General features: G+C 55.1%; 16 protein-coding genes and 16 other annotated features. All 16 genes read right to left on the bottom strand.

What is annotated here, in order from left to right; translation table 11 throughout:
• Positions 1–3 precede the first annotated feature (3 nt).
• The gene (locus STM0291) for a putative RHS-family protein (RefSeq protein NP_459289.1) occupies positions 4–4,109 on the bottom strand. Within the gene, positions 4–4,098 belong to an annotated coding region; the region does not span the whole gene.
• Positions 4,104–4,109 (bottom strand) — a ribosome-binding site (putative RBS for STM0291; RegulonDB:STMS1H000651). (Overlaps the previous gene by 6 nt.)
• Positions 4,110–4,116: 7 nt before the next feature.
• Positions 4,117–4,570 (bottom strand): putative cytoplasmic protein gene (locus STM0290; protein ID NP_459288.1). Within the gene, positions 4,117–4,563 belong to an annotated coding region; the region does not span the whole gene.
• Positions 4,565–4,570, bottom strand: a ribosome-binding site (putative RBS for STM0290; RegulonDB:STMS1H000650). Its footprint overlaps the gene before it by 6 nt.
• Positions 4,571–4,586: 16 nt before the next feature.
• Positions 4,587–6,783, bottom strand: a protein-coding gene (locus STM0289) for a putative cytoplasmic protein (RefSeq protein ID NP_459287.1). Within the gene, positions 4,587–6,776 belong to an annotated coding region; the region does not span the whole gene.
• Positions 6,778–6,783 (bottom strand) — a ribosome-binding site (putative RBS for STM0289; RegulonDB:STMS1H000649). It overlaps the preceding gene by 6 nt.
• A 389-nt stretch (positions 6,784–7,172) precedes the next feature.
• Positions 7,173–7,700, bottom strand: a protein-coding gene (locus STM0288) for a putative cytoplasmic protein (RefSeq protein ID NP_459286.1). Within the gene, positions 7,173–7,694 belong to an annotated coding region; the region does not span the whole gene.
• Positions 7,695–7,700: a ribosome-binding site (putative RBS for STM0288; RegulonDB:STMS1H000648), on the bottom strand. Its footprint overlaps the gene before it by 6 nt.
• 17 nt (positions 7,701–7,717) lie before the next feature.
• Positions 7,718–8,140, bottom strand: a protein-coding gene (locus STM0287) for a putative periplasmic protein (protein ID NP_459285.1). Within the gene, positions 7,718–8,134 belong to an annotated coding region; the region does not span the whole gene.
• Positions 8,131–8,924 (bottom strand): putative cytoplasmic protein gene (locus STM0286; protein ID NP_459284.1). Within the gene, positions 8,131–8,919 belong to an annotated coding region; the region does not span the whole gene. The genes STM0287 and STM0286 overlap by 10 nt, the downstream gene beginning before the upstream one ends.
• Positions 8,135–8,140: a ribosome-binding site (putative RBS for STM0287; RegulonDB:STMS1H000647), on the bottom strand. (Overlaps the previous gene by 6 nt.)
• Positions 8,919–8,924 (bottom strand) — a ribosome-binding site (putative RBS for STM0286; RegulonDB:STMS1H000646). It lies within the gene STM0286.
• The gene (locus STM0285) for a putative inner membrane protein (RefSeq protein ID NP_459283.1) occupies positions 8,919–12,793 on the bottom strand. Within the gene, positions 8,919–12,788 belong to an annotated coding region; the region does not span the whole gene. The genes STM0286 and STM0285 overlap by 6 nt, the downstream gene beginning before the upstream one ends.
• Positions 12,788–12,793: a ribosome-binding site (putative RBS for STM0285; RegulonDB:STMS1H000645), on the bottom strand. Its footprint overlaps the gene before it by 6 nt.
• A gap of 28 nt (positions 12,794–12,821) precedes the next feature.
• Positions 12,822–13,259 (bottom strand): putative shiga-like toxin A subunit gene (locus STM0284; RefSeq protein NP_459282.1). Within the gene, positions 12,822–13,253 belong to an annotated coding region; the region does not span the whole gene.
• Positions 13,254–13,259: a ribosome-binding site (putative RBS for STM0284; RegulonDB:STMS1H000644), on the bottom strand. Its footprint overlaps the gene before it by 6 nt.
• Positions 13,260–13,455: 196 nt before the next feature.
• Positions 13,456–14,236 (bottom strand): putative inner membrane protein gene (locus tag STM0283; RefSeq protein NP_459281.1). Within the gene, positions 13,456–14,229 belong to an annotated coding region; the region does not span the whole gene.
• Positions 14,231–14,236: a ribosome-binding site (putative RBS for STM0283; RegulonDB:STMS1H000643), on the bottom strand. (Overlaps the previous gene by 6 nt.)
• The gene (locus STM0282) for a putative outer membrane protein, OmpA family (protein ID NP_459280.1) occupies positions 14,234–15,544 on the bottom strand. Within the gene, positions 14,234–15,538 belong to an annotated coding region; the region does not span the whole gene. Before STM0282 ends, STM0283 begins: the two co-directional genes overlap by 3 nt.
• Positions 15,535–16,882 (bottom strand): putative cytoplasmic protein gene (locus STM0281; RefSeq protein NP_459279.1). Within the gene, positions 15,535–16,878 belong to an annotated coding region; the region does not span the whole gene. Before STM0281 ends, STM0282 begins: the two co-directional genes overlap by 10 nt.
• Positions 15,539–15,544: a ribosome-binding site (putative RBS for STM0282; RegulonDB:STMS1H000642), on the bottom strand. (Overlaps the previous gene by 6 nt.)
• Positions 16,877–16,882 (bottom strand) — a ribosome-binding site (putative RBS for STM0281; RegulonDB:STMS1H000641). Its footprint lies within the gene STM0281.
• The gene (locus STM0280; RefSeq protein NP_459278.1) for a putative outer membrane lipoprotein occupies positions 16,882–17,425 on the bottom strand. Within the gene, positions 16,882–17,418 belong to an annotated coding region; the region does not span the whole gene. The genes STM0281 and STM0280 overlap by 1 nt, the downstream gene beginning before the upstream one ends.
• Positions 17,420–17,425 (bottom strand) — a ribosome-binding site (putative RBS for STM0280; RegulonDB:STMS1H000640). (Overlaps the previous gene by 6 nt.)
• A 59-nt stretch (positions 17,426–17,484) precedes the next feature.
• The gene (locus STM0279; protein ID NP_459277.1) for a putative cytoplasmic protein occupies positions 17,485–17,976 on the bottom strand. Within the gene, positions 17,485–17,970 belong to an annotated coding region; the region does not span the whole gene.
• Positions 17,971–17,976 (bottom strand) — a ribosome-binding site (putative RBS for STM0279; RegulonDB:STMS1H000639). (Overlaps the previous gene by 6 nt.)
• 136 nt (positions 17,977–18,112) lie before the next feature.
• Positions 18,113–18,500 (bottom strand): putative periplasmic protein gene (locus STM0278; RefSeq protein ID NP_459276.1). Within the gene, positions 18,113–18,496 belong to an annotated coding region; the region does not span the whole gene.
• Positions 18,481–18,972, bottom strand: a protein-coding gene (locus STM0277) for a putative cytoplasmic protein (RefSeq protein ID NP_459275.1). Within the gene, positions 18,481–18,966 belong to an annotated coding region; the region does not span the whole gene. Before STM0277 ends, STM0278 begins: the two co-directional genes overlap by 20 nt.
• Positions 18,495–18,500, bottom strand: a ribosome-binding site (putative RBS for STM0278; RegulonDB:STMS1H000638). (Overlaps the previous gene by 6 nt.)
• Positions 18,967–18,972, bottom strand: a ribosome-binding site (putative RBS for STM0277; RegulonDB:STMS1H000637). Its footprint lies within the gene STM0277.
• A gap of 298 nt (positions 18,973–19,270) precedes the next feature.
• Positions 19,271–19,762 (bottom strand): putative cytoplasmic protein gene (locus tag STM0276; protein ID NP_459274.1). Within the gene, positions 19,271–19,756 belong to an annotated coding region; the region does not span the whole gene.
• Positions 19,757–19,762: a ribosome-binding site (putative RBS for STM0276; RegulonDB:STMS1H000636), on the bottom strand. It overlaps the preceding gene by 6 nt.
• Positions 19,763–19,952: the final 190 nt, after the last annotated feature.

Below are 19,952 nucleotides of genomic sequence, written 5' to 3'. Positions count from 1 at the left end.
TATTTAGCATTTTGCTTCAACTTCCCCATTAATTTTCTCGCCCCTTACAGTTATGTTTTCTGCTGTTGGCATTTCAGGAACAGGCAAACCTTTGCGTTTAGCTAATCGCCCTTCGATAGAATCTGGCCCTACTATTTTTGCCCATCCTTCATTTGTAGGTACTAATGATTTTTCAGGCACATCAAATTCAACATACATAGCACCATTTTTTGCTTGCTTACCAAAAGCATCTATATCAGCAGGGTAGGCAACATGAGTTGTCCCTGTTGAACTTTGTACTACTGTCCCAGTATCAAGCATTTGCTGATATTCCGCAGGCCCCATCCATCGCCCAACAGTCGCGGTTAAACCAAGTGGGTCTATATATTTGAGAGGATTTGGCGCATACTGATAAAGGTTTAACCCGCCCCTCAGCCCGATCGGATCCTGACTGACAAACCGTCCACACTCCGGTGCATAATATCTGAACAGATTGTAATGCAGCCCTGTCTCGTCGTCAAAATACTGCCCCGGCAGCCGCAGCGGCTGGTGAAAGTACGCCCCGCTGTTGCTGATGTCCGCCGCATTCTCTCCAAACCCCCTGATATACCCCGCCCACACCAGCGTTCCGTCCGCCGCCGTCACCTCCTGCGGCGTGCCCGTCACATCCGTGTGGTAATACCACACCTGCCTGCTTTCTCCCCGCCCCGTCACGCTCGCCACCGGCGTGTACGGCTGTTCCGCATCGTACAGATAGGTCCGCCAGCCCTGCTGCTGCACGTTCTCCTGCAACAGCCTGAACCCCTCCCACACAAAGTCCGTCCGGCTCCGCGCCGTATGGCCCGTGTGCCGCCCGTACGTCGCCTTGCGGGTTCGCCTCCCCAGCGCATCGTAGCCGTAGTGCGTCTCCGTGTTGCCGCTGATGACCCGCGTCAGCTGCCCCTGCGCGTTCCACTCCAGTTGCTGGTCGCGCCGCGTGGTCAGCTCGCCCCACTCGTTATAGCCGTAACGGTCACGACCACAGCCCGGCAGCCGGTTGCTCATCACCGCTCCCTGCCCTTCGTTATCCAGCAGGTTGCCCGCCTTATCGTAATAATAACGGTCATGGTCATACATCTGACCTGAGCGCCCGGTCAGGTAACCGCTTCTGTCATAGCTGTACACCACGCTGCCACGCAGGCCGTCGTCAATCGTGCCCACCTCGCCGTGGTTGTTCCAGTAATAGTCCCTCGACGTCACGCAGCCCTGCCGCGCCGGGCGCTGGCCAGGAAGAACAGGGGCACTGCCGGACGCCAGACTGCGCTGCCAGCTCAGCAGCCCGTCGTCGTCATAGCCGCTGTACGTCGCAAGCTGCCCCTGCGTGCGCATTATCTGACGGTGCAGGCTGTCGCGCTCATACTCGCTCACCGTCAGGCCGTCCAGCGCCGTCTGTAACAGATGCCCGCTCCCGTAATACAGATGCGTCAGGTGCTGCCCGTCCGGCAGCGTGATGTCCGTCGGGTTGCCCAGCGCGTCGCGCTGATAACATATGCTACCGTTCCCCGCGTGCTCCGCCGTCAGCCAGCCGCTGCGGTCATACTCAAAACGCACCGTGTCGGCCTGCATCCGGTGCTGCTGTTGCCCCGCCTCCGTGGGCGTGAGCGTCACTGCCGTTATCTGGTCCAGCCGGTTGTAGCTGAACGTCCGCTGGCCGTGTTCATTCTCCGTCCGTAACAGACGGCCCAGCGCATCCCGCTGCTGCGTCTCCCGCCGCACGCCGCCCTGCGTGCCCGTGGTCTGTATCGCCGTCAGATAACCGCTGTCGTCCAGGATAAAAGTACGGCTCAGTCCGTCCGGGCGAACCTCACGCACCAGCCTGCCGTCCGCATCGTGACTGAACCGGTACTGCGCCCCGTTGCCGTTGGTCAGCGCTGCCACCCGGCCTTCCGGCGTGTACTGCCAGCGCGTCTCGCGCTTCTCCTCATCCGTGTGCGCCGCCAGCAGACCGCGCGGCGTATACCGCCAGCTCTCCACGCTCCCCGTGATGCGCCGGTGGCTGCTCATCAGCCCCAGCGCATTCCAGGTATACCTGTCCTGCTGTTTCCCCGGTGAGTTTACCGTCTCCGGCAACCCAAGTCGGTTGTAGCTGATGCGTACCACCTTCCCTTCCGCGTCCGTCACCCGCGTCAGGTTGCCGTCCTCATCGTGGTCATATCCTGTGCTGCGCCCTGAACAGTCGGTGTACCGCGTCATCTGCCCCCGGCTGTCGAACGCCGTCACCACCGTGCCGCCCGCCGCATCCGTCCGGCTGCACATCTGCCCCTGTTCATCGTAAGCGTACTGCGTCACCCGCCCTTCCGGGTCCGTCTCCTGCACTGGCTGGCCGTGGGCGTTGTACTGCGTTTTCCAGACAGCGTCATCGTCCAGCGCCGTGCGCGTGATTTCGTCGAACTCGCCGTTCCACTGCGTCTGCGTCACCCGGCCTTCCGGATCTGTCGTCTTCACCACCCGGTTCTGGATGTCATATTCATACGCCACCGTGCGACCGCCGGGCAGCTCAATGTTGACAGGGAAGTGGTCTTCGTTGTACGTGAAGCGGTACATTCCACCGCCCGGCGTCCGGTGCGCGGTGATATACGTTTCCCTGTCGTACCACCACTGCCATGTCTCCCCCTGCCTGCCGGTGACGGTGGTGGTGCCTGCGGCAAAATCATAGTCAAAGCGGTAATGTTCGCCGTCACTGGTGTCGTGCTCCGTCACGCGCGGCGCGCCGTCGAGTTCCTGCCAGCGGTAGCGGCAGGTGAACCCCGTCGCATTGCTGTGCGCCGTCATCAGCCCGTTTTCATAAGCAAACTGACGCACCTGCGTTCCCGCCCGGTTCACCACGCCGGTCAGTTGACCGTTATCGTCATACCGGTACTCCACCAGATTGCCACGGGTGCCGCCCTGCACCAGTTCAATTCGCGACAGCCGCTCCCCTGCCGGGGTCTGTGTGCGGTGCAGTAACAGGTGATGCCCGCTGCTGGAGGCTATCCGTACCAGTCTGCCTCCTTCGTGCCCGAAGACAATGCGCTGGCGGTGCGGCGTCTCCATAAACAGCAGGTATGCCATGCCGTCACTGTCAAAATCACCAAATACGTAATAGCTGCGATCGGTGTAATGCAGCACGTAACGCCCGTCATGCAGGCGGCTGAGGTATAACTGTTCTTCCGGGTCAAATATCTGGTGGCCGGGCGTCAGCATCGTTTTCGGGTAACGCAGTTCCCGCCCCTGTACGCCGGTCAGCGTGATGTGTTCATCGTCATCGCGCAGGCTGGTTTCCCAGTTCAGCCGCCAGCCCCGTCCCAACAGTCCCACAGTTTCCAGGTGGCTGGCGTAAAAACGCGAGCAGGTGACCGGCAGGCGACCGGGCAGGGTGAAGTCCGTTTCCGGCAGCAGGATTTTCTGCCCGGTGGTCACATCCACCGGATTGCTGAACAGCCCGCTGATAGCCTCACCCACGGCCATCCCGACAAGCTCCCCGCCGATAAACTTAGCGGCACATTTAGTGCCAAATTTCGTCCCCAGCTTTGCCGCCTGCCGCCACGCCCCGGCCAGCCCGCCGAGCAGACTCGCCACGACAAACAATACATCCACCACCTTGCGCAGCCAGTCCGGAATTTCAGAACTGATTTCCAGTACCGTCTGTGTGCCGCCGCCGAGAAACACATTCGGCGAACCGTCTTCAATCACCGCGTCGCATTCGGTGTGGTCATCCTTACGGGCGGCGGGCTGGCTGTTGATGTAGATATTTTCCGACCCTTGGGCGATGCGTTTTTCTGCGATATGGTTATCGCATTTCACCGTACTCAGTACCGCGCGCGCCGCCGGGCGACTGTTGGTGCTGACATTCTCCGAACCGGTGAGGATTTTTCCTGCCGTGTGGTGGATGGAGCGCCCGATGGCCTCGCCCAGTTGCAATACCCCGGAGGCTATTTGATCGGCCATAAAACCCAGAATCAGCCCGGCAAGAAAACCGCAGCTAAAGAAGGCAAAGGCGGCAAGCGCGATAATGGCGATGCCGATGATAGCGCCGATAAGAAACCCGGCGAGCGCGCTGGTGTGGTAGATAGGATCATCCACACGGGCTGCTTCATACATGGTCACACCTCCGTGTGATTATTCGTTTTTATCCGGCTGAAAGCCTGCCAGCCAGGTGTTCCAGAGTAGGTCTGCTTTATCATCAAAAGGACGGGGACTGGTCAGGGTGAAGACCAGTACCTTGCCAGGGGTTGCAATAAACCCGGCCTGACGCTGGTACACTTCCGTTTTCCCGGATTTATGGGTGGCGGCAATTTGTTCCCCCATAAGGGCATCATTGCCCGTTCCTGCCTGTGCAGGCGCTCGCGACAATACCCGGTGCTGACCGAGATTTTTTTTCATCAGTGCAATCTGGCGGTCAATATAGGCGGGCAGGTCTTCATCAGGTTTTAGCGTATCGCGGGAAATATTCAGGCTGGGCGATGTTCGTTCATTGCCCTCCAGGATAAAAATATTGACGCTGCGATCCGTAAATGTTTCAGGCAGGACAAAACACCCTTCCTGTATGCGGTATGGTCGATCCATGAGAACTCCAGGTTTAATTCAGATCACTCAGAGGTGAGAAGGGGGGCAATATCATCGGCGGTTACGGCTGTGCCGCCATCCGGGTTCATATCAATACCTTTACCAATCAGTTGCATGACATCGCTGGTATGTAACATCAGTTGCTTGCCACAAAACTCAATGGAGCCGTCCTTATGTAAAACAAGCGCCGCATTGCCGCAGCGAAGCGTGAATTGATCGCCAACATCTAAACGATAAGTGGTGCCGATATTGATCGTCTGCGCCAGTTTTACGGAAAGGCCGTCATTCTTCGTTACCGTGGTGTTTCTGTCCTCACCAATACTGTTGGTTTCATTTTTAATAATGGTTTTAGTGCGATCCACCATAACCGTATGCGTTTCATTATTCTTCACCGTGGTGTTGAGATCTTTTTCCGCGTGGAACTTCACTTCCTCCGCGCCCGTTTTGTCGTCAAAACGCAGCATGTTGCCGTTCGTTGGCCCGCCATACAGCGAGTGGCTGAAGATCCCGCTCTGCGACGCCATTCCCGGCAGTCCCCACGGCGGCATGGTGTCCTGGTTGTAGGTACGCCCCACGATGATCGGCAGATCCGGATCGCCGTTTTTGAAATCCACCAGCACTTCCTGGCCGATACGCGGGATCTGGATCATCCCGAAGCCTTTGCCCGCCCACGGGTAGCTGACGCGTATCCAGCAGGAGCTGTTTTCATCCATTTTGCCGTAGCGATCCCAACCAAACTGTACCTTTACCCGCCCGTACTGATCCGTCCAGATTTCCTGGCCCGCCGGGCCGGTGACGATGGCGCTCTGCGGCCCTTTGGTGTGGGGTTTGCTCACCGTCCGCTGCGGGCGGAACACCTCGCGGGTGGGGTGCAGTTCAAAACGGGTGGAAAAGGTAAAGTGCTGGTCCTGCCCGCTGTGCTGCGCGTTGTCCTGCACAAACAGCAAGGTCTGCATCAGCAGATATTCCTGATTGACTTCGGCGGTGGGATAGTTTTCCAGCGTGAAGGTATAACCGGTCATGAGTGTGCGGATATTCCCTCCCCCCAGCACCCGACTGCCGGGGCTGCGCTGCGCTTCCATACGAATGCGCGTCAGCATCTCGCCTTCACTCTTGTCGAAGTAGTCTCCCGGCCACTCATAATGCTCGTAGGTGGCATGACCGGTTTCACGCGGGTTTGCCACGGTGTTTGCCAGCAATGAACGTGGCTTCGTAAAATCGAAATCATCCAGCACCCACTGTCCAGTCCGCAGGCTCTCGTTTGCCGTGATAGTGTGGATAAACTCCTTGTCCAGCTTCAGCCCTTCCTGGTGCCACTCGACCAGCGGCGAGTCCGGACATGCTTTGTGGGCGCTGATGGCATCCGCCAGCACCAGCGTGTGGCTGTCCTCGCTGTGCTCAAACCACCAGTAGATGCCCCACTCCTGCATCAGTCGCTGAAGAAAATCAAAATCAGTTTCACCGTACTGCACCTGCCAGGTGCGTACCGGGTAGCTTTCCACCAGCCGCTTTTCCACCGGGTAGGGATATTCCGCCAGAACCTCATCCAGAATATCCACCACGGTTTTATTCTGGAATGCTTTGTAGTCGCTGGTATGGGTCAGCAGTTTTACCCACGGCTCCATACGCAGCTCATAGGTAACCGAACGCCCTTCATGGCCCACCACCCGCGCCGCCGTGACCAGCCCGCTGATATGTCGTTTACCGCCACCATCCAGTTCGATGTTGACGCACAGATCTTTGCCCACCATCGGTTTGAGCGGCAGGTTGGCCGCCGGGGAGACATAGCCCAGATTCAGGGTGTCGGGCGTTTTTAGCTGTACCACATAGCTGAACAGTTCACTTAATGTTTCGCCGCCGTCCAGGCTGGCGAACAGTAATGCGCCCGGCGGTACGGCGCTGCCGCTGACCGTCACATTATGCGCCCCCGGCCCGCCTGCAACAGCAGAGACGATGGCCGATACCGCATCCTGCGCCATACCTGCGGCGGCGGCAGCCTGCGCCGCTGCTACCGCGGCTTTCACCAGTCCTGATGGCTCCGGCAATGCGCCAAATAGCGATCCCGCAGCCTGTTCCACGGCGGATTCCGCCGCATCTGCCACGCTTCCGGCGACTGAATCTGCGGTGACACCGCCACTTTCTCCGGTTATCGGCGGCGTGGTTGTCGTCAGCCCTCCCATACCGGATTTATTATTTGTGGATACAAAACTCATGGTAGTGACTCCTTTAATACCGGATTAAAATAAATAGACTCACCGTCAGGAAACAGTGCCCCGCACTTTATAATGCAACCAGCCTGTTATATTTAAATATTTACCAGAAGAACAGGGTATATTGCTGACAAGAGCCATGAAAATAAAAACACAAAAATTAGCACATAACATAAATACTGAATTACATAAATAAGGAAATGAACATAACAATATTATGATTTTATTTTTATTACGCTTACCAGATTCGCATTGCATTTTATAGAAATTTGATTAATAACCAGCACACCGCCAGTCATATACTTTATCATTGGTGCTCATTACTTATCTGGCCACCATTGTAATCATTGTCAACCACAGCACGTCCAGACACGATAATTTCATCCGGTTTTAACGGTATTATTGTTTTGTTCCACCATTCGTTTGCTGACCAGAAACATACTTAACATTAACCGTAAATGTCTTTTCACCATTTTCTTTTTCCGTCTCCTGTTTCAGAATACGGAAAAACACCGGTTCCACTTCAATACAACCATGACTGTAACCTTTGGTGGAATCATGGATATAAAAACCACCCCGCTTGCCCCCACAGGCTTTTCGGGTCTTCTCATCCGCTGATTCCAGCCGGATACGATTATATCCCCAGTTCGCCCAGTATATCTCACATGTTCCGGCAGCCTGGCCTCGCGGAATGGTACTCCAGCCCCATGATGGTCCCAGATCACAATCCGCAGCATTTCTTATCGGTGCCTCCCCCTGAAACTGAATAAACAATTTATAATTCCCTTCCGGTATCGCCGCATCCGGCACACACTGTTTATCTGGCCACTGTAAATCCGGTAACCCCGTGGTCGCCTTAAATATCCCGATACCAGGCCATGTCAGCTTTTGCCCGTCAAAAGTCAGTCTTACTGCCATCATCTTCTCCCTGACTATTCTGTGTATTACAGCGGTGGTGTACAACGTATCATTAGCGCCAGCTTCTGATCCCGTACAGACTGGTTATCCACCGATAATACAAAGCTGAAAGGATAACGTCCCTGCATCTTCGCCAGTGAGATATTCCCCTCCTGAAGGGAATATGCACTTCCGCGTCCGTAACCCTCAACATCCTGCGCCAGTAAGCTGGTATAGTTGATTAATGTTGAGAAACAGCCACATTCACCGGTGCTTTTTTTCAGTGTGACCGTTGTTTTCAGAATGGTAAGGTTATCCATTTCCTGACGATGAACGGGATGGATATCCACACACTCCGCCAGCGGGTTATCAATGTTTACATCTGTTCCGCCCCAGGCAAATACGGGCAGGAACATTCCTGCACAGGCAGACATAAACAGAACCTCTACAGCGTACTTTTTCACAGCATCTGACCTCTATTTTTTTCATCCACCAACCGCAGCGCATCCACATACCGCCCTTCACTGTTCTGCTGCCAGAACCAGCCTTGCCCCGGTGTTGCCTGCCCCAGCGTCTTACCCGGCCAGCCCGGCCACGGCAGATAACGCACGCCCGGCAGTTCTACTACCGGTGCTTCATCCGGCAGCCCGGTCAGTTCCCGGCTGCGTTGCGATGTACGTCGTAACCCACGCAGCCACTGCGCCCACCACGGCCCCGGCTGCCACATCGCCCATAGCTGGTCCACCTGCTCGGTCAGCCGCCCGCGCCGCATCGTGTCCGGCGTGATATGCTGCGCCGCCAGCCTCGCCAGCCAGTACAGCCAGCCCTGCGTCTCCTGCAAACTCTCGTCCAGCCACTCCCGACCGCAGCGCTGGTAAATCACCAGCGGCCACGGGCGTCCCACGCTATCCCGTGACGCCATCAGCACTCCGGTCAGCCAGTCAGTCGTCCCACCCATCGGCAAAAATCCCGGCGACATCACAAAGCTCCACGGCAGCGGATGGTGTTCCGGCGCGGGCATATCATGTTCGCCACGCGGCGACAGGTGCATCCAGCCGTCACGCTCTTCATCGGTCGTCTGGCCTCCCGGCAACACGATATGCCGCCCGCTGCCCACCCACGTCTGGCGGTTCAGCCAGTCCTGCCATATTCGTCCCTCTTCAGCGCCCACTCGCCAGCGCACATAGTCGCGCTGGTCCGGCAGCCTGCCGAACATCGCCGGGGCTGATACCACTGCTGGCCGGCGCATTACAGCGCCCTCGCCGGGCAACTGAAGTTCTGCAACAGCTCCCGGCTGACCGGGTTAAAATCCCGCCCGGCGGTGATTTCCAGCACCACCCGGCGACCGTCAAAATCATATTCCACCAGTTGACGCCCCCGCACCGCCGTTTCCTGTACCATTCCGGCGTCCAGCAGATGAAACAGCGCCCACGGCCCGCCGGTCAGTAGCGTTGAGGTGTCCTGGCGAATACGCGGGCTGGCGGTGATTTCCGCCATCGAGCCGTTGCGCGGTCCCGGCCACGTTACTTTCAGGGGACGGTCCGGACCATGGGCGTAGCGCAGCACCTGGCCGTCGATATCAATCACCAGTTCCATGATGGCCGGGTCCATATCCACCACGCTAATCTGCATCGACCAGGAAAATTTTTTCCCGCCCTCGCTGTTAAAAAATACGCTGCGGATCTGCTTCGCCTGCTGAAACGGCGTCAGATCCGGCCCCTGCAATGTCATGTTGCCTTCGGTCGGTTTGTAGCGCCACGGGTCGCTGGCGGTGTCCGCCAGCGGAGCCAGTTGTTTGCTCCAGAAAGCATCCAGTACGCCGCCGCTGGCGAAGATGCGGTTAAAGTCCTCGGCGCTGACCTCCTGCGGACTGTCGGCGAACGGATAGCGCCCGTCGATGGCGTCACGGCAGTCGTCGCCCATCATCGCCTCCATCTGGGTGTTCAGCACGTCGCCGGTCCCGGCGTTGATTTTGCGCGTTCCCTGCTTCGTCAGATCCAGCAGGATGTTTTTCAGCGGCGCGGGCAGTTTCGCCGCCTCCAGTTGCAACTTGTCTGCGGCAGTAATGCGCGCTGGCAACGTCCCCGCCGCCAGCGCGCTATCAGCAATGGTCAGTTGGGTGTAATACTCGTTGAGCATGGTCAGCAGCGAAGCGATCTGCATCGTCCCACCGCCGCTCTGTCCGCCGTCCGTCCGCCCGGCAATGACCTCGCGCAGCGCGGCGAAACGATCATCCACCAGCGTTTTTTCCAGCCGTTCTTCCGGGTGAATATCCTGGAACAGTTTTGCCGTCTGTACCACTTTCCCCGCGTTACCGGATGCGCGCTGCGCCAGTTGTTTCTGTCTGGCCTGCGGGTCCGGCGGCGGCACCAGCGTGGTCTGCTCCACCACCGCTTTTCCCAGCCGCATCAGCGGTGAGTCCGGCGACGCCAGGGTGCGCAGCACCTGTAAATCATAGGCCAGGCCGGAACTGCCCTCTTCCCCGGCACTGTTGATACTATGGATACTGTCCAGAAAATCCTGCCAGCGGCGGGCATATTCCGTCAGGTACAAACGGCGGACTTCGCGGGCGACAGACTGCTCCTGCCCCGGTATCTGGCTGCGCAGGCTGTCAGTCAGCTTTTTTGGCGTACTCTCCCGGCCCATCACCCAGCCATCGTTCGCCGTCGCCGCCGCCACAAATTCCGGTAATCGTTTGTCGAACAGCTCCCGGTATCCTTCACGGGTAAAAATACCCGGCACGCCCCGATCCAGCGGCGCGCCGTTGCTACGCACAAAGACCGTTCCCGCATCCGCGCCGACGGCGCGTACCAGCGTGAACTCCTGCGGCGCTTCGCTCTCCATTGCCGCCAGCGCCCGCGCGTAGATACGCTCGGTACTGGTGTGACCGTCGAGGAATGCCCGCGCCTGGCGGATCAGCGCCTCATCTTTCTCATACGGTGAATGCACCACCCGGCTGCCGTCAAACAGCGCTTCGATATGCGTCAGCACGGCGGCGCGCCCGCCGAACCCGGCCACGCTGTCGCTGTTCCCCAGATCGTTAATCACCCACGACTGGATCTCCGCCGCGTTGTATTTATCTTCGTGATCTTTATCCAGATTCAGTAGCAGATAGATGCGCAGGGCATCGTAGGCCGCTTTACTATCCTGACGGGCAATGGCGTCCGCCAGCACATACTCCATCCGTTTCACCAGCGGCGGCAGCAGCAGTTGATCCAGCAGACGGTTGTACAGCGACGCCACGCTGTCGGTTACCGGCGGTACGCTGTACAGACCGTAGCGCCAGGCCAGCGGCGGCGCGTCCGGGTCCAGTTCCGGCCAGGCGGACAGTTCCCTTGCGCTGTCCAGCAGTGCCGGGACGGGAGCCATCGCCGGTTTACCGGTGTAGGCTTTCACATCACCGTCCAGCCGGGTCGCGCGGGCGCTGATTTCATTCAGATAGTCGCCGTTGGTCTGCTGGCTGGTCTGCATCCCCTGCCACAACAGGAATGCCAGCACCAGTACCAGCAGGTGCCCGCCGAGGCGCAGCAGGCGGTAACGCCAGGCCCACTGGAGGTTTGGCTCCACCAGGTGCGCTTCACGAAAAATAAACTGTGTCAGCAGGTCATGCAGGAAGTAGCTGCGGTTGCCGTCCGGCAGAGCGTGTGGGAGAGAGGCGGAGGATTCGCCACGGGCGGTTTTTATCGCCCGGACAAAGCGCTGCCAGATACTCAACTGGTCGGCCACGGCGTCGGCCTGCGCCTGCGCGGCGCTGGTGAAAAACACCCCGCGCAGCGTGTTATTCAGTTGCGTGGCATCGAATTTTGAATCGAGGAAGATCTGTTCAATAGCCTCCAGCAACGGCTCGCCGAGGGCGGCGAACTCACGCGGGAAGGTATACAGCCGCTGGCGGCTTTTAAGGTCGTACTCTTCCTGTAACCGGGTATCCAGTCCCTGATCCAACCGCAGCGTCAGGCGCGCCAGCTCCTGCGCGCAGGCGGCGTGCAGCGCCTGCGGGTCGCCCGCTTTTCGCCTGCGGCTGTACGGCAACGTGAAGCCCCAGATTTGTGCACGAAGATGGCTGGTCAGCGTGCGAAAATATTCGCTGAACCCCGGCAACAAATCCATTTTGGTGACCACCAGATAGACCGGAAAGCGAATCCCCAGGGTCTCGCGCAGTTCTGCCAGTCGCGCCCGCAGAGCGGCGCAGGCCGCCAGGCGTTCCGCCGGTGACTGTGCGGTTAAATCCGCCACGTTTAGCGTCAGGATCACGCCGTTAAGCGGCGCGCCGGGGCGATGTTTACGCAGCAGACCGAGAAAGCCCTGCCACTCTCCGGCGTTACGCTGCGCGGCGCTCGCTTCACCACCGTCATCGTGGCGGGCGTAGCGTCCGGCGGTATCAATCAACACCGCTTCGTTGGTAAACCACCAGTCGCAGTGTAGCGTGCCGCCACCCGGTACTGTCAGGATGCGCGAAGTCTGCTCCATTTGCTCCGCCAGCGGGAACTGCAATCCGGTGTTCAGCAGGGCCGTGGTTTTGCCGTCGCCGGGACTGCCGACCACCATGAACCACGGCAGCTCATACAGAAAGCGTTTTCCCTCGAAGATTTTACGCCAGCCAGGCATATCCACCCGCAACTGCCGCAGCTGCCGGATGGCCTGCGTGACAATATGGTTGACGGTGCGCAGGTCGGCTTTGATCTCGCCTGCCACCGGTACCTCTTCCCCGCGCGGATGCAGGAAGCGACGCAGCAGTTGTTCATCCATACGCAGCGCACGCCACAGCCGGTACAGGCCGTACAGCGCGTACATCAGCAGGATGAAACCAATCAGGGTCAGGCGGACCCACAGCGGCGCAAACGGATGGACATCGCCCAGGGCCAGCAGCGGTGTGACGAAGCCAATCGCCAGGCACAGGACACTGATGCCGATGATACTCATCGACCAGTTGACCAGCCACAGTACCAGCAGCATCAGCAACAGGGCAATGGTCACTACCCGGCTACCCACGGAGGCCAGCGGGCGCAGGGTATCAAATGACACCAGCGGCCCGACAAACCAGACCAGCAGCGCCAGAACCAGAACGCCCACAACTGCCAGCGCGCGCCGGGAAAAAAGCAGACTAAGAAATTTTTGCATTATATTTCGACTCGCCACCCAATAATCAATATTTTAAAATTCCCTGGATAAAGTAATATAACCATTAAATCTTACAGAACACTCATCAGCATTCATGAAGCTGGATGCAATGAAAATATCTTTTTCTTTATCTTTGTTAATATAGGTATATTTTGCCACGATAGATTTAACCTGATTTTCATAGTAACTATCGAAATAGGATTTTTTATCTAATATTGCCACTTTATTTTTGGCCTTATCTTTTTCATAATCCATCCTGGCCAGAGATTCTGCATAGACCTTAGATACAGGTGAGATATCAAGAATCTCTACCTTTGTTTTATCCTTTATAATAGTAGCGACATCTATATTCAGGTCATTTTTTATGGCATCAAATAATGATGACTCCATTGATGCTCCAACCGTAGCACACCCATAATCGTGCGCATAAGAAATGGCAGGAACACCCACCAACAGACAGACCATTACCTTAAACATATCAATATCTTACCACCAAGACTTTACCACCAAGACTTTATCTGAACTGGCAGCGATAACATTATCACAGGGTATACCTGTCATACTTCAGGCTGCATGTGCGTTGGCTTTCCTCGCTCACCCCAGTCACGAACTAATGTACGCTCCCGGGGATTCACTCCCTTGCCGCCTTGATGCAACTTGAATGATTTTATATATTACAGGGATACTCTATTAATTTATTTATGATAAGTTCAGCCGCGCGAGAATTCAGTTCCTCATTGGTTTTATTTTTAAGAGAAACATAGACTAATTCATTTAATGTTAGCGTCTTAAATAAAGCGTATCCACACCACAGTTTGTTCTCTGTCGCATCCTCCACGCCGAGCAGATAGACACCCGCCCTGAGTTTATCCCGTTGATTACCAGACACCCAAAATTTAAAAAAGTCATTACCTGAAAGATTAAGCGCATCCGGCGTCAGGGATAAAATGGGAGATGACCGGGAAGCAATTTTTATGGAGGAGTCTGTCCTCTGACAGGGAAAATTTTTAACTAATGCTTCCTCTATTAGTATTGAAGCCCTTACATCAGGCTTTTTCACTGCGTGCTGTTCAAACCAGGTCAGCACAGTATGGTTTATTGTTATACTGTCAACCTGACCATATCCACACCAGGCTTTACCTTCTGTCGCATCCTCCACCCCCAGCATATACATCAGTGCATTGTCTTTTTTCTGTACGTTGTCAGTGGCATAAAATTTCAGGAAATCCTGAGTACTGAGGTTGACATTATCGGGGGAAATGAATCCTGCGTTAATCGGGGATCCGGCAAAAGCGCCACCGGATAACAGGCAACATAAGATGATCAAAAAAACACGAACAGATCGTGTTATGTGATATGTCGCTGAGATCCGATAATAATCCCCCGTCACGCCACATACTGCCGAATGATGAGACACATCATAGGTTGATTTTTTCATCATTCATTCACTCCACTACCAGAATTTCCACCCGACGGTTTTTCGCCCGCCCGGCTTTACTGCCGTTATCCGCCACCGGCACCGTATCGCCCTTGCCGACGATATGTACCCGTCCGGCAGGTACGCCGCCGGAGGTCAGCAACGCCGCAACTTCCGCCGCCCGTTTTTCCGACAGTACCAGGTTGGATGGGAATTCAGCCGAATGAATGGGCTGGCTGTCAGTGTGACCCGTTACAGTGACTGCGCCGCCCACGCGGGCGATTTCCCGCGCCGCTTTGTTAATCACTGGCCGGATTGCGTCACTCACCGTTTTCTGTCCCGGCACAAACATGGCGTCGCCACGGAAGACCACCCTACTGTGCTGGTCATCTTCGTCCACGGTCAGCAGGCCACGGGCGATTTCGTTTGCCAGCAGGATTTTCAGCCGCAGCTTATGAACCGGCACAGGCGGCGGCGGCAGTTTTATACCAATCGCATCAATATGCTGTTGTACGGTGACGGTCTGCACATCCATCCGGTGGCTGTAAAGGCCAAACAGCGTCAGCATCGCCAACAGGGCTATCCCGGCGCTCAGCCAGACCGGCACCCGGCGCATCCGCCGCAGTCGTCCGCTTATCGCCCCCTGAAAGTCAGGCGAGAGCGCGGGCATAACCGGATCGCGACGCTGTGAAAGCTGTGTCAGCAGTTGCTGGCGAATATTGTCCAGTTGCTTACGCCCGTCTGGCTGCACGCTGTAGCGGCCTTCAAATCCCAACCCCAGCAGGTGGTAGATAACCTCCAGTACGTTGCCATGCTCCTGGAAGCTGGCCGCCAGACGCCCGATGATCTGGAAAAGTTTTATCCCGCCTTCGCTTTCACCATGAAATGTTACCAGCAGGCTTTTTCCGGCCCAGACGCCGCGCCGTCCCCAGGTTGTGTTATTGGCGGCTTCATCAAGCGCCGTACACAGGCAGTAACGTACCGCCAGTACGTGCTCGCGCCGCAGGTTCGCCTGATCGCATAATGTCTGGTACAGATGCATCTCGCGTACCAGCAGATTACGGTAAGGCTCTACCAGGGCCGCATCCAGTTTAGCGGGCATGGCTGCGAGAGCGCACAATAAAGGCCGGGCAGCGGCGAGCAACGGGTTAGCCGCCGCGCTGATTTCAGCCAGCCGGAGTTTGCTGTCCGGACCGTCTTCAACGATGACATTGAGTTCCGTGCGCTGGCTGGTGTGTACCGGCGTTTCATATTCACTGTCCTTATGTTCCGGCGTGGTGGACAAAAAGGACATCATATCCGCCGCTGGCGGCGTCAGGGTACTGTCTGTCATTTATCGCGCACTCCCCACAGTTCTGTCTCCAGCCCCGGAAATTCCCCGGCGGTATGCATGGCCATCCCGCCGTAACGGGCAATGTGTTCCCACAATGCTCCCTCGCGGCGGATGTCGTAATAGATGTATCCGGCCTGAAACGGGATTTGGCGCGGTGGTACAGGCAGAACCTGCAAAGCCAGCCCCGGCAGATGCGAGCGGATCAGTTCCGGCAGGCGATCGGATGGCCCGATTTTGGTCTGGGCGGCAAAATGTTGCAGTAGCACATCGGTCGGCATTGAAGCCTTTATCGCCAGTACCAGCGTGCTGAAATCGGCAAGATCGGAAGGGGCCACCACCGCATTCAGGATGCCGTAAGTCCCCTCTTTCAGCTCGATGCGCTGCGCGCCCCGGATCAGTACCGCGTTCAGCAGGAACTGCACCTCATCAACCAGCGATTTCAACCCGGCATAGGGCGTCAGGTGTTTGTACTCTTTGTATTCAGCGGGCCGTCGCGTTTGTGGACGCACATAGGTGGAGAGTTCCCCGGCCAGTTCGGACAGGTAGCGGTACAGCACCTCCGGGGCCAGCGGGGTTTTCGCCAGGTGAGTCAGCAGCGGCTCAAAGCGATTGAGAATTTGCAGCAGCAGGTAATCGGAGACCTCCGCTGCTTCATGGCCGTGGTTGTCGCTGCCGGTCAGCCGTTCCGCCAGCGAATCGGCCCGCATCCGGATGAGATCGTTGATCCACGACAGCCAGGTACACATCAGTGAACTGGCCTGATAATTAATGATGGGCGGGATCAGGTCGTGGTCGATATCTATCCGCCCGTCAGGGTTCAACCCGGTGATGCGGGTCAACGGCAGGCCAATCCAGGCGCCCGTCACCGCCTTTTCCGGCAGCAGCCGCAGGCGCAGATGACTGAGCTGTAATAACTGCGCGCCACGTCCCAGCGAGTTGGCGTCGCGGATGTCGTGTTCATGTACCGAGAAACGCGCCAATGATTCCGGGTTATTGTCAAACGTGGTTTCTTCGCTGTTCGGCGCGCGTACCGGTACCGCCAGACAAATCTGCTGGTTCAGGTGCTCCGGCAGAATGGTCAGTGGCGGCGGCAGCGGGGTGTGGTCCGGTGCGTTAAACGGCGTGCCGTCAGGAAAAATCCCTGATGCCTCTTTCAGTATCAGTTTACCGATGTTCAGCGCTTCGCCATCAATATTGTAGTGGCTGAATCCCCAGAAAAAGGGGGTCAGCGGCAGGCTGCGGTAATGCATGACGTGTTCCAGATAACGCTCTTGCTGCTGAAACATCTGCGGCAGTAAAAATTGTCCTTCACTCCAGACTACGCGGTCATTCCAGCTCATAATTCATTTATCCCGTTCCGTAATTACAATGGCGCTTTGTTCCAGTTCCGCCTCCAACTGCACTTTTCCTTTCCCCGATATGAAGCTGCTGTACCAGGCTTTTTCCGGGGCTTCCGGGATTTTGTAGGTTACCCGCCAGACCGATTTGGCCAGGTTACGGTATCCGGCCAGTACGCCGATTGCCGTGGTCTGCGCATTCAGCGGGCGACGCAGTTTTTTCTCTTCGCCGGGACGCAAAATAAAGCTGTCGCGACGCACTAAATCGTCGGTAAGGACGGATTTGTCGTTGTCATGGAGCGACCAGTAATCAGCTGTCGTGAAAGCGGCGTCATTTTTCAGTTCATAAACACGTATCTCAATGGGCGCGGCCTTCTTCTGATTGTCAGGATTCACCTTATCGGAGGCTTTCACGCTCAGGTCGAGTCGCTGTGATTCGAGGTCAGGTAACGCATCGCTACTGCCGCATCCGGAAAGCAGGAGCAGTGCAAAAGGCATAGCTACCGCACATAACCACCGAGTGGGGTTACGCCATTCATTCACTGTAAATTCCTTTAAAATCAAAATAATAAATCCGGCCAGATATAAATCTGGCCGGAAAAACAGCCGTTAAATTTCTTTGTTGGCCTTGAAGTCGTAGCCTGCGGTGATGGTGCCGCCGCTGCCACCCTGCTGGTTCTGCACCACGTATTCCTGCTTCACGGTGCTGAAGGAGAGTTCAATTGATTCGCGAGACGCAATTTCCCCTCCCTGGCTTCCGCTGGGCGATACCATTGCAATAATCAGATCTGTGAAAGTGTACTTGAGGTACTCCAGCGGATTGCCGCCAGCCTTACGCATAACCAGAATGGCCTGCGGAATGTGCTTACCGGAAGAGCAGTATTTGAACAGGTTCGGGCTGGCGCGATCGATGTAATGTTCAAATGAAAGATTAGTGACGGAGACCTTACCGGAACCGAGACCGCTACCGGCGTGCATGGTGGATTCCTGATGAATATTCCAGCGCCAGCTCAGTACTTCAATTTCATTTTTGTGTTTGTCATCCATTGACTCGCCGTCAATGCCGTCAATTTTCAGAAAAATGTCATAAGACATATCTACTATCCTTTTAACTACCTAAATTAAGCCCTGATTTATCTGCTTTATTAGGTGAACAGATTAACTATTCCTGTACAGCTCTTTCTTACCCATAAATTCATCAGAGCAAGAGAACGTATGCTTTTAATATCTTTGAATTTTACTTCTCGACACGCCTTTTAATTAATTCATTTAATTCCCTGTCATGGATAAAATCTATGCACTTCATGGTATTAAAATCTGATGATATCGAACCGTTATATTTCAACCCTGAATATTTTTTCGCAATCTCATCAATTTCATGGTAAATCTCCACAGATTGTTTACCATATTCAAGGTAAGCACTGGCCGTAGCTCTGGCATCGTTTTTAACGACATCATCTTTGTATACTAATGCCAGACAATGACTCAGCGCCCAATTTTTTAAGAGTTCCGACTGTGAATATTGTGTGGTCAATGCTTCTTGTGCAAAGGATGGCTGCCATACCAGCATTCCACTTATGCTGAAAGTAACTAATATTAACCATTTCACGGCAGTATCCACAGTGTCCCAACTTCAGGAACAAATGGTCCATTATCTGGGTCATTTAATAAGTGGCACTGATCTGAACAGATACTGCCATTCCATAATGTAACGTGTCCTCTGGCATTGCTCCAGCCATGCCCTTTTACTACGATAATTCCTTTCTTCCCGATAAAGTCACTCTGTTTCGGATTATTAACAATAAGATCAGGCTTGCCCATAGTATGAGTAAGATAATCAATCATATCATTCACGCGATAAATATAGAATTTATTATCGGCACCACTAACCTTTGCATACGGAGAGTTACGGGCTATTGGGAACCCTGTCGCATTCAAAACATAGCTCATTCGAATAGGGCAGGCATTTTGAAAATAACCACCAGTTATATTTTTCCCAACGTTTCCACCAATAATGCTACCCACATCAGCGACGGAATGATTCACCTTCCTAAAAGCTAACCACGCTTCATTGAATGAAGGTCTGTTCATTTTGCTTAACCTCTAAAAATTCTGTGTAGGTCATTAATTCTCAACACGTATCTTCATGGACGCCGCTTTCTTCTGATTGTCAGAATTCACCTTGTAAAACGCTTTCACGCTCAGGCCAGGCCGCTGCGATTAGGGGTCAAGTAGCGAATCGCTACTGCCGCATCCGGAAAGCAGGAGCAGTGCAAAAGGCATAGCTACCGCACATAACCACCCAGTGGGGTTACGCCATTTATTCACTGTAAATTCCTTTAAAATCAAAACAATAAAACCAGCCAGACATAACATCTGGCCGGAAAAACAGCCGTTAAATTTCTTTGTTGGCCTTGAAGTCGTAGCCTGCGGTGATGGTGCCGCCGCTGCCGCCCTGCTGGTTCTGCACCACGTATTCCTGCTTCACGGTGCTGAAGGAGAGCTCCACCGTTTCACGGGAGGCGATTTCACCATCGTGGCTGCCGCTCGGGGAAACCACGGCGACAATCAGGTCGGTGAAGGTATACTTGAGGTACTCCAGCGGATTGCCGCCAGCCTTACGCATAACCAGAATGGCCTGCGGAATGTGCTTGCCGGAGGCGCAGTATTTGAACAGGTTCGGGCTGGCGCGGTCGATATAGTGATCAAAATCCAGGTTGGTGACGGAGACCTTACCGGAGCCGAGGCCGCTACCGGCGTGCATGGTGGATTCCTGATGAATATTCCAGCGCCAGCTCAGTACTTCAATTTCATTTTTGTGTTTGTCATCCATTGACTCGCCATCAATGCCGTCAATTTTCAAAAAAATGTCATAAGCCATTTTTATATCCTTATTAAGTTTTACTTAAAATAAACCTGATTTTATCTATATCTTTTTGTTTATAGATAAATCATTGCCGTACAGAATCCTTCTCCAATAACTTCAGGAGAACAGAGGACTGTATATTTTTCCGGTACCGATAATGTATTTAGTTATTTTATGAATTTGCATTATTTAATGCATATAAATAATGCTT

It is taken from the genome of Salmonella enterica subsp. enterica serovar Typhimurium str. LT2 (genome assembly GCF_000006945.2).
GTDB lineage: Bacteria > Pseudomonadota > Gammaproteobacteria > Enterobacterales > Enterobacteriaceae > Salmonella > Salmonella enterica.
This window is presented reverse-complemented; position numbering and strand designations above follow the sequence as displayed.

What these genes read in the sequence shown, in the direction of transcription:
- STM0277 (NP_459275.1), bottom strand. Translation starts at nt 18,966, where the DNA reads ATGAACAGACCTTCATTCAATGAAGCGTGGTTAGCTTTTAGGAAGGTG.
- STM0286 (NP_459284.1), bottom strand. Translation starts at nt 8,919, where the DNA reads ATGCGCCGGCCAGCAGTGGTATCAGCCCCGGCGATGTTCGGCAGGCTG.
- STM0288 (NP_459286.1), bottom strand. Translation starts at nt 7,694, where the DNA reads ATGATGGCAGTAAGACTGACTTTTGACGGGCAAAAGCTGACATGGCCT.
- STM0285 (NP_459283.1), bottom strand. Translation starts at nt 12,788, where the DNA reads ATGCAAAAATTTCTTAGTCTGCTTTTTTCCCGGCGCGCGCTGGCAGTT.
- STM0289 (NP_459287.1), bottom strand. Translation starts at nt 6,776, where the DNA reads ATGAGTTTTGTATCCACAAATAATAAATCCGGTATGGGAGGGCTGACG.
- STM0282 (NP_459280.1), bottom strand. Translation starts at nt 15,538, where the DNA reads ATGACAGACAGTACCCTGACGCCGCCAGCGGCGGATATGATGTCCTTT.
- STM0279 (NP_459277.1), bottom strand. Translation starts at nt 17,970, where the DNA reads ATGTCTTATGACATTTTTCTGAAAATTGACGGCATTGACGGCGAGTCA.
- STM0283 (NP_459281.1), bottom strand. Translation starts at nt 14,229, where the DNA reads ATGATGAAAAAATCAACCTATGATGTGTCTCATCATTCGGCAGTATGT.
- STM0290 (NP_459288.1), bottom strand. Translation starts at nt 4,563, where the DNA reads ATGGATCGACCATACCGCATACAGGAAGGGTGTTTTGTCCTGCCTGAA.
- STM0284 (NP_459282.1), bottom strand. Translation starts at nt 13,253, where the DNA reads ATGGTCTGTCTGTTGGTGGGTGTTCCTGCCATTTCTTATGCGCACGAT.
- STM0281 (NP_459279.1), bottom strand. Translation starts at nt 16,878, where the DNA reads ATGAGCTGGAATGACCGCGTAGTCTGGAGTGAAGGACAATTTTTACTG.
- STM0291 (NP_459289.1), bottom strand. Translation starts at nt 4,098, where the DNA reads ATGTATGAAGCAGCCCGTGTGGATGATCCTATCTACCACACCAGCGCG.
- STM0276 (NP_459274.1), bottom strand. Translation starts at nt 19,756, where the DNA reads ATGGCTTATGACATTTTTTTGAAAATTGACGGCATTGATGGCGAGTCA.